The 7678-nt window shown below is 64.9% G+C and carries 7 protein-coding genes; 1 reads left to right on the forward strand and 6 read right to left on the reverse strand.

Features of this window, described 5'->3' with window-relative positions; translation table 11 throughout:
• The coding region (acnA, locus tag AC1D1P_RS09760; RefSeq protein ID WP_477672829.1) for an aconitate hydratase AcnA at positions 1 to 2093 on the reverse strand (2093 nt) is incomplete at its 3' end.
• A gap of 105 nt (positions 2094 to 2198) precedes the next feature.
• Entirely contained in the window at positions 2199 to 2612 is a 414-nt protein-coding gene (locus tag AC1D1P_RS09765; protein ID WP_477672830.1) for a hypothetical protein, read from the reverse strand.
• 163 nt (positions 2613 to 2775) lie between these two features.
• Here AC1D1P_RS09765 and AC1D1P_RS09770 point away from each other — a divergent pair, with 163 nt between their 5' ends.
• Positions 2776 to 3609 (forward strand): helix-turn-helix domain-containing protein, encoded by an 834-nt coding sequence (locus AC1D1P_RS09770; protein WP_477672831.1) that lies wholly within the window; start codon positions 2776 to 2778, stop codon positions 3607 to 3609.
• Positions 3610 to 3627: 18 nt separating this feature from the next.
• On the opposite strand, the gene AC1D1P_RS09775 is transcribed toward AC1D1P_RS09770, so the two are convergent.
• The 4 genes from AC1D1P_RS09775 to AC1D1P_RS09790 all read right to left on the reverse strand — a co-directional run.
• The gene (locus AC1D1P_RS09775) at positions 3628 to 3990 is read right to left on the reverse strand and encodes a DUF1428 domain-containing protein (RefSeq protein WP_457279322.1); all 363 of its coding nucleotides are present in this window, start codon (positions 3988 to 3990) and stop codon (positions 3628 to 3630) included.
• Positions 3991 to 4322: 332 nt separating this feature from the next.
• Complete coding sequence (locus AC1D1P_RS09780) at positions 4323 to 5438, reverse strand: ABC transporter ATP-binding protein (RefSeq protein WP_477672832.1); 1116 nt, start codon at positions 5436 to 5438, stop codon at positions 4323 to 4325.
• Entirely contained in the window at positions 5435 to 7033 is a 1599-nt protein-coding gene (locus AC1D1P_RS09785; RefSeq protein WP_477672833.1) for an ABC transporter permease, read from the reverse strand. The genes AC1D1P_RS09780 and AC1D1P_RS09785 overlap by 4 nt, the downstream gene beginning before the upstream one ends.
• 52 nt (positions 7034 to 7085) lie before the next feature.
• Positions 7086 to 7678: extracellular solute-binding protein (locus tag AC1D1P_RS09790; protein WP_477672834.1), on the reverse strand; the 593-nt coding region annotated here is incomplete at its 5' end.

A 7678-nucleotide genomic window follows, 5' to 3' on the forward strand; every position in this document is an offset into this window, starting at 1 on the left:
GGCCAGGTGTAAGACGTGCCTTTGACGCCCTTGATGTTTTCCCAGAGCTTGCCGGGCTCGGTCTTGACCTTGGCGTAATTGGCGCGAAAGGCCTTGCCGTTCATCGCGTACTTCATGAGCTTGTAGATCTCGTCGCTGGTCGGCCAGATGTCGCCCAGGTACACGTCCTTGCCGCCCTTGCCTTTGCCGACGGGTTCGGTCATCAGGTCGCGCATCACCGTGCCGGCAATGGCGTAGGCCACCACCAGCGGCGGGCTGGCCAGAAAGTTTGCCTTGAGGTTGGGATGGATGCGCGCCTCGAAGTTGCGGTTGCCCGAAAGCACGGCCGCGCAGACCAGGTCGCTCTTGCTGATGGCTTCATTGAGTTCGGGCGTCAGGTCGCCGGCATTGCCGATGCAGGTGGTGCAACCGTAGCCGGCCAGTGCGAAGCCGAGCTTCTCCAGGTAAGGCAGCAGGCCGGTCTCGGTGAGGTACTCGGTCACGATGCGCGAGCCAGGGGCCAGCGAGGTCTTGATGTGCGGCTGCACCTTCAGGCCGGCTTCCACCGCCTTCTTGGCCAGCAGGCCGGCGGCCAGCAGCACGCTGGGGTTGGAGGTGTTGGTGCAACTGGTGATGGCGGCGATCAGCACGTCGCCGTTGCCCACCGTGATGCCGGGGGCGGAATGCACCACCTCGGTCTGCGCCTTGGCGGGCGCGTCCGTGGTGTTGCTGGCGCGTGCGTGCGCCAGTGTGGGGCGGTTGCCTTCCATCTCCATCACGGGGCGTGCGGCACCGGCCGGTGTGGGCGGTGCGGACGGCAGCGTGTCCAGCCGGCCTTCATCGGTGCGGCGCACCAGGTGGCGGGTGTTGAGCATGCCGGCGGGCTGGTTAAAACCGTTCTCGGCAATCGACTTGCTGAACAGCGACTTGAACTGGCTGGCGACGTTGCCGAGCTCGATTCGGTCTTGCGGGCGCTTGGGGCCGGCCAGGCTGGGCGTGACATCGCCCAAATCCAGCTTGACTATGTGCGAATAATCAATCTCGCCGGCCTTGGCCACGCCGAAGAGGCCCTGCGCCTTGAAGTAGGCCTCGAAGGCTTCGATCTCTTCCCTGGTGCGGCCCGTGCCCTTGAAGTAGTCGATCGTTTTTTCGTCGACCGGGAAGAAGCCCATGGTGGCGCCGTATTCGGGCGCCATGTTGCCGATAGTGGCGCGGTCCGGCAAGGCCAGCGTGCGCGTGCCCTCGCCGAAAAATTCGACAAACTTGCCGACGACCTTTTCCTTGCGCAACTGCTCGGTCACGCGCAGCACGAGGTCGGTGGCTGTGACGCCTTCGCGCAGGCGGCCGGTCAGCTCAAAGCCCACGACGTCGGGCGTGAGGAAGTAGACGGGCTGGCCCAGCATGGCGGCTTCGGCCTCGATGCCGCCGCAGCCCCAGGCCACCACACCGATGCCGTTGATCATGGTGGTGTGGCTGTCGGTGCCCACCAGCGAGTCGGGATAGTACACGCCGTCCCTGCTTATATGCACGCCGCGCGAGAGGTATTCAAGGTTGACCTGGTGCACGATGCCGAAGCCCGGCGGCACTACGCCAAAGGTGTCAAAGGCCTGCATGCCCCATTTCATGAACTCGTAGCGCTCACGGTTGCGCTGGAACTCCAGCTTCATGTTGAGGTCCAGCGAATTTTTCTTGCCGTAGTAGTCGACCATGATGGAGTGGTCGACCACCAGGTCGACCGGCACCAGCGGCTCGATGGCTTTTGGGTTCTTGCCCAGCTTCAGCGCCACGCTGCGCATGGCGGCCAGGTCGGCCAGCAGCGGCACACCGGTGAAGTCCTGCAGCACCACGCGCGAGACAACAAACGGGATTTCTTCGGTGCGGTCGGCCTGGGGCAGCCAGTGGGCCAGTTGCGCCACGTGTTCGGCCGTGACCTTTTTGCCGTCGCAATTGCGCAGCACGGACTCGAGCACGATGCGCATGGACACCGGCAGGCGGGAAACTTTGGGAAACTGTTTGGCGAGTTCCGRCAGGGAGTAGAACTTGCCGGTCTTGCCGGAGGCGGTCTTGAAGCTTTTGAGCGTGGAGGAAAAAGCGTGGGGAGGCGGTTTGGCCATGGCGGACTCCTTTTTATTGACGGCAGCCCCCATTCTGGCAGGCACTGCGGCTCCGTGGGAGTCCGGCGCCGCATACCCTGCCCCTCTACCGAGTCTTGTGCGTTCTCACCAGGCCGGCTGCGGCGCTGCGCGGCGCAAGCCGAAGTACTGCAGTTCGGCCAGCACCGCCACCGTCAGCGCCTGCATCACCACATAGGCCACGCCCAGCATGGAGGGCGACACACGGCCGCTGGCAAGCATCAGCACGCAGGCCAGCGCCCAGCCGATATTGCCCGCCACCAGCGCCCAGATAACGCCACGCGGCAAAGGATTACGCGTTGAAACAAACGCAACGACTGCCGAATAGACCAGCAAAAACTCTCCGGTGTAGGCAATCAGGCCCTCGGGCAGGTTCAGCAGGCGGGCCATCGCGGCTGGAAAGGCGACTTGCAATACACCGCAAGCGATGCACGACAGCGCATCCACACGCAGCACATTGCGCAGGAAGTTGGGAGAGGAAAGGATGGAACTCGAAGACATGGCAAAACTCCTGAAAGTGCTGGCAGCCGGTCATAGGGAATAGCGATCAGCGCGCCGGGCCGCCGGGTCGGTGCGCATGGGGGTCATCATTCCTGCGCACCGGCTGCTCGTCGATAACCTGGCAGGTAATGGAAAACCAGCTTCATGGCTTTAGGATGGCGCCATGACTGCCAGCATTCATCACCCTACCCGCCCCGCGCCGCGCGCGGCCCAACCCTTTGGCGACCACTTGCGCCACTGGCGCCAGCACCGGCGCCTGAGCCAGCTGGACCTGGCCCACGAGGCCGACATCTCGACGCGGCATTTGAGTTTTGTGGAAACCGGCCGCTCGGTGCCCAGCCGCGAGATGGTACTGCGCCTGTCGGAGCGGCTGGACATTCCGCTACGCGAGCGCAATGCGCTGCTGGTGGCGGCCGGCTACGCGCCCATGTACCGCGAGCGGCCGCTGAATGACCCGGCGCTGGCTTCGGCCCGCCAGGCGGTGGAGCTGCTGCTGAAAAGCCATGAGCCCTACCCGGCCCTGGCCCTGGACCGCCACTGGAACATCGTGGCGACCAACCGCATGGTGCCGCACCTGCTGGCGGGCGCCGATGCGTCGCTGCTGGAAGCCCCCGTCAACGTGCTGCGCCTGAGCCTGCACCCCAAGGGCCTGGCGCCGCGCATCGCCAACCTGCTGCAGTGGCGCGACCATTTGTTTGAACGCCTGCGCCAGCAGATCACGGCCACGGCCGACCCGGCGCTGGTGGCGTTGCTGGAAGAACTGAAGGCCTACCCGGTGCCGGAAGAAGCCAAGGGGCCGAATCTGGAAGGCGAGCATCCAGGCGTTGTGATGCCTTTCAAGTTCAACACGCCTTCAGGCGTTTTGAGCTTCATCAGCACGACCACCATCTTCGGCTCACCGGTGGATGTGACGCTGCAGGAGTTGGCGATGGAGACGTTTTTCCCGGCGGATGACTTCACGCGCCGGGCGCTGCACGTRCTGGCGGCGCAGAGCTAGAGTCCGCGCGTCCGGGCTTTAAAGCTCGACGATGGTCTTGAAGCCGCCAAAAATCATCCGCTTGCCATCGAAGGGCAGATTCTTCGGATCCATCATGGCCTCCAGGCGCGGGTCGGACATGACCTTTTTGTTGACGCTGTCGCGCTGCTTGCGTGACTTGTAGGTGATCCACGAGAACACCACCACCTCGCCGGCCTTGAGCTTGACGCTTTGCGGAAAGGACGTGACCTTGCCCGGTTTCACGTCGTCGGCGATGCACTCGGTGTATTCGATCGCGCCGTACTCCTTCCAGATCTTGCCGGCCTTGCGGGACAGCTTGCGGTAGTCCTCCACTTTCTTGGCGGGGACGGCAACGATGAATCCATCTACGTAACGAGCCATGGGAAATCTCCTTGGGTAAGCGGTTTGTCACCTGAAACGCCGCAACAACCGATCAAGTTGCCGGCGTGCAAGTGCATAGCCATTAATTTGTGTACACCGTACACAATATACCCAAAGACCTGTGTAAGACACCTTAGAGATTCGTAACAAGGCATGTATTGGTCGAACCATGCCCCTTGCGCGGGCGTACCGGGAAAACGTCCGCCGCCAGCTGGTTCATCGCACCCGTAGAGACAGGCAAAATGCTATTAATTTAATAGCTGCTTGCGCCCGTTTTTATTGGGTTACGGCCACTATTTACTTAAATTCCCGGGAACCGGCACGCAGCCGGCTTATACGAACACATGGGCCTCGCCGGCCACCGTGATGCGAACCATGGCGCCCGGCGCCGGGGCATGCAGGCCGGAGCTGCGCACCAGCAGCGGCGCGTCCCACGCAGCAAGCTCTGTCGCCGCCGGTGCTTCTTCTGCCGTGACCATGCCAGCGCCGCGCACCAGGCGCACCGACAGCACGCAGACCGGACCGCCAAAATCGGTGTCGATAACCGCGCCGTAGCACGCAGCGGCATCCGCACTTTGCGCGGCCGCCTGCGCCGGGACTTCAGCCACCTGCAGTTGCTCTGGCCGCAGCATGATCTGCGCCGCACCGCTGCGCTGGCCGTCGTTGACCGCGACTCGCCCCAGCGCGCAGTCAGCCCAGCCGCCCGCCAGCCGCGCGGGCAGCACGATGGCTTCGCCCAGGAAGCCGGCCACCGCGGCATCACGGGGCCGCAGATAAAGATCCACCGGGCGGCCGGCCTGCACCAGTTGCCCTTCACGCATCACGGCTACCTGGTCGGCAAATGACAGGGCCTCCGCCTGGTCGTGCGTGACCAGGATGGTGGTGATGCCGGCGCCGCTGAGCAATTGCGCGACGGCTTTGCGGGTGCTGGCGCGCAGGCCCGTGTCCAAGGCGGAAAAAGGCTCATCGAGCAACATCAGCTGCGGGCGCTGGGCCAGCGCGCGGGCCAGTGCCACGCGCTGCTGCTGGCCGCCAGACAACTCATGCGGGCGACGGCTGAGCATGGCGGTGTCCAGCGCGACCATGTCCATCAGTTCGGCAATGCGTTCAGCGCGCTGGGGCGTATTGCGCGGCAGGCCAAAGCCGACGTTGCCTTCAATCGTCAGGTGCGGAAACAGCGCGCCGTCCTGCGGCACAAAACCGATGCCGCGCTGGTGCGCCGGCACGGCTTCCGGCCCGTCGGCCAGTTGCCGCCCACCCAGCACGACGCGGCCGGCGTCGGGCACTTCGAAGCCGGCAATGATGCGCAGCAAGGTGGTTTTACCGGAACCCGACGGACCCACGATGGCGGTGCGGCTGCCGGCCGGCACGTGCAAGTGAACGCCGCCCAGTGCTTCCACGGGGCCATAGTGTTTGCGCAGGCCGTTCAGTTCAAGAGAAGTTGTCATCGTCCCGCCGTGCGTTTGGATTGGGTATAGAGCAGCCACGTCATGGGCAGCGACAGCAGCACCATGATGAGCGCATAGGGCGCGGCGGCGGCGTAGTCGATCTCGCTGCTGTAGGCCCAGAAGGAAGTTGCCAGGGTGCGCGTGCCGTTGGGCGCGAGCATCAGCGTGGCGGTGAGTTCGTTGGTGATCCCCAGGCCCACCAGGGCCGCGCCGGCCGCCGCGCTGGGCGCGGCCAGCCGCAGGGTGATGGCCCACAGCGCCTGCACGGGCGTGCGGCCCAGGCTGCGCGCGGCCTGCTCCAGCTCCACCGGCGCCTGCGCGATGCCGGCGCGCAGGCTGATGAGGGCGCGTGGCAAAAACATCAGCAAATAAGCCAGCAGCACCGTCACCGCTGTCTGGTAAATCGGCATGCGCACCGTCACCGTGACGAGCGCCAGCGCCACCACCACACCGGGCAGCGAACCGACCATGTAGTTGCAGGCCTCCAGCACGCGCTGCAGCCGGCCGGGCGAGCGTATCGACAGCCAGGCCATGGGCACAGCGGCCAATGTGGTCAGCAACGCACCGGCCAGCGCCAGCCCCAGGGTCTGGAAAATCGCCGGGCCGATTTCATCCACGCGCCATACAGCAGCCCCGCCGGCCACCAGCCAGCGGCCCAGGGTAACCAGCGGCACGCCCAGTGCCAGAGCGGTGACCAGCACGGGCAGCAACAGGCTGAGCGCGGTGAAGCGGCCCAGGCTGCGCTTGAAAGGCATGCGCGCGGCGCCGGAACCTACGCGCGCATAACGTTCCTTGCCGCGCGCGGCCGATTCCAGTGCCAGCAACGCGAAGCAGCACACCACCAGCACGCCGGAAAGCATGTTGGCCGCAGGCCCGTTGTAGGTCGACTGGAACTGGTCGACGATGGCCGTGGTGAAGGTGTCGAAACGGATCATCACGTAAAGGCCGTACTCGGCCAGCAGGTGAAGGCCTACCAGCAGTGAGCCGCCGCATACCGCCAGCCGCAGCTGCGGCAGCACCACGCGGAAGAACACCGCCAAAGGGCTCAAGCCCAGCGAGGCGGCGCTGTCTTCCATGCCCGGATCCAGCCGCCGCAAAGCCGCGGCCACCGGCAAATACAAAAATGGAAAGTAGGCAATCACCGAAACCATCACGCCGGCGGGCAAGCCGTGCAGGCCGGGGGCGACCGTCATCCAGGCATAGCTGTGCACAAAAGCCGGCACGGCCAGCGGCGCGACGGCCAGCCAGGCCCAGGTGCGCGCACCGGGCAGGTCGCTGCGCTCGGTGAGCCAGGCCAGGGCCACGGCCAGCACGGCGCACGAGGGCACTGTCAGCGCTACCAGCAAAGCAGTGTTGACGAGCAGCTCCCCAACACGGGGCCGGAAGATCAACGCAGAGGCCGTGTCCCAACCCGCCTGGATGCCGACCCAGATGACAAAACCCAGCGGCAACAAAGCGAGCAACGAGACCAGCAGGGCCGCGCTGCCCACCCACGACAGGCGCCAGCCGCCGCGCCCGGCCGCAGGCGAAGGCAGCAGGGCCGCACTCGCCGGCTTCAGGGAGTCGGCGCCGACATCAAATGGCAAGGCACTCAAGGCAGGTGTCAGATCCGCGGACCTGAAGTGGTTAGGTGCGATTGGAAGTGGTTTACAGCAGGCCGGCCTGGGTCATCAGGTCGGTGACTTTTTTGCTGTTGAGTTTGGAAGGCTCGACCTTGGGCGCCTGCAGCTCAGCCAACGGCACCAGCTTGGGGTTGGACTGCACGCCCGTACCAACAGCGTACTCATACGCGTCGCCGGTTTTCAGGATGTCCTGTCCGCCTTTGCCGGCAATCCACTTCACGAAGGCCTGCGCTTCGGGCTGGTGCTTGCTCGAGGCCAGCACGCCGCCACCRGAAATGCTCACAAAAGCGCCAGGGTCCTGGTTGCGGAAGTAATGCAACTGGGCGTTGTTGCTGTTCTCGCCGGTCTTGGCCTGGTCGCCGTAATAGTAATAGTGGTAGATCACGCCGCCTTCGATCTGGCCTGCATTGACGGCCTTGAGCACCGTGCCGTTGCCTTTGTAAGGCGTGGCGTTTTCCTTCATGGCCTTGAGCCAGGCGACGGTAGCGGCTTCGCCCTTGAGTTCGAGCAGCGCGCTCACGATGGCCTGGAAGTCGGCGCCGGAAGGCGATGCAGCCCAGCGGCCTTTCCATGCGGGCGTGGCCAGGTCCAGCATGGACTTGGGCAACTGTGCGGGCG

The organism is Polaromonas sp. P1_E1_2 (genome assembly GCF_056406035.1).

Coding starts and splice junctions, on each gene's coding strand:
- AC1D1P_RS09780 (WP_477672832.1), bottom strand. CDS start 5,438: ATGACAACTTCTCTTGAACTGAACGGCCTGCGCAAACACTATGGCCCC.
- AC1D1P_RS09775 (WP_457279322.1), bottom strand. CDS start 3,990: ATGGCTCGTTACGTAGATGGATTCATCGTTGCCGTCCCCGCCAAGAAA.
- AC1D1P_RS09765 (WP_477672830.1), bottom strand. CDS start 2,612: ATGTCTTCGAGTTCCATCCTTTCCTCTCCCAACTTCCTGCGCAATGTG.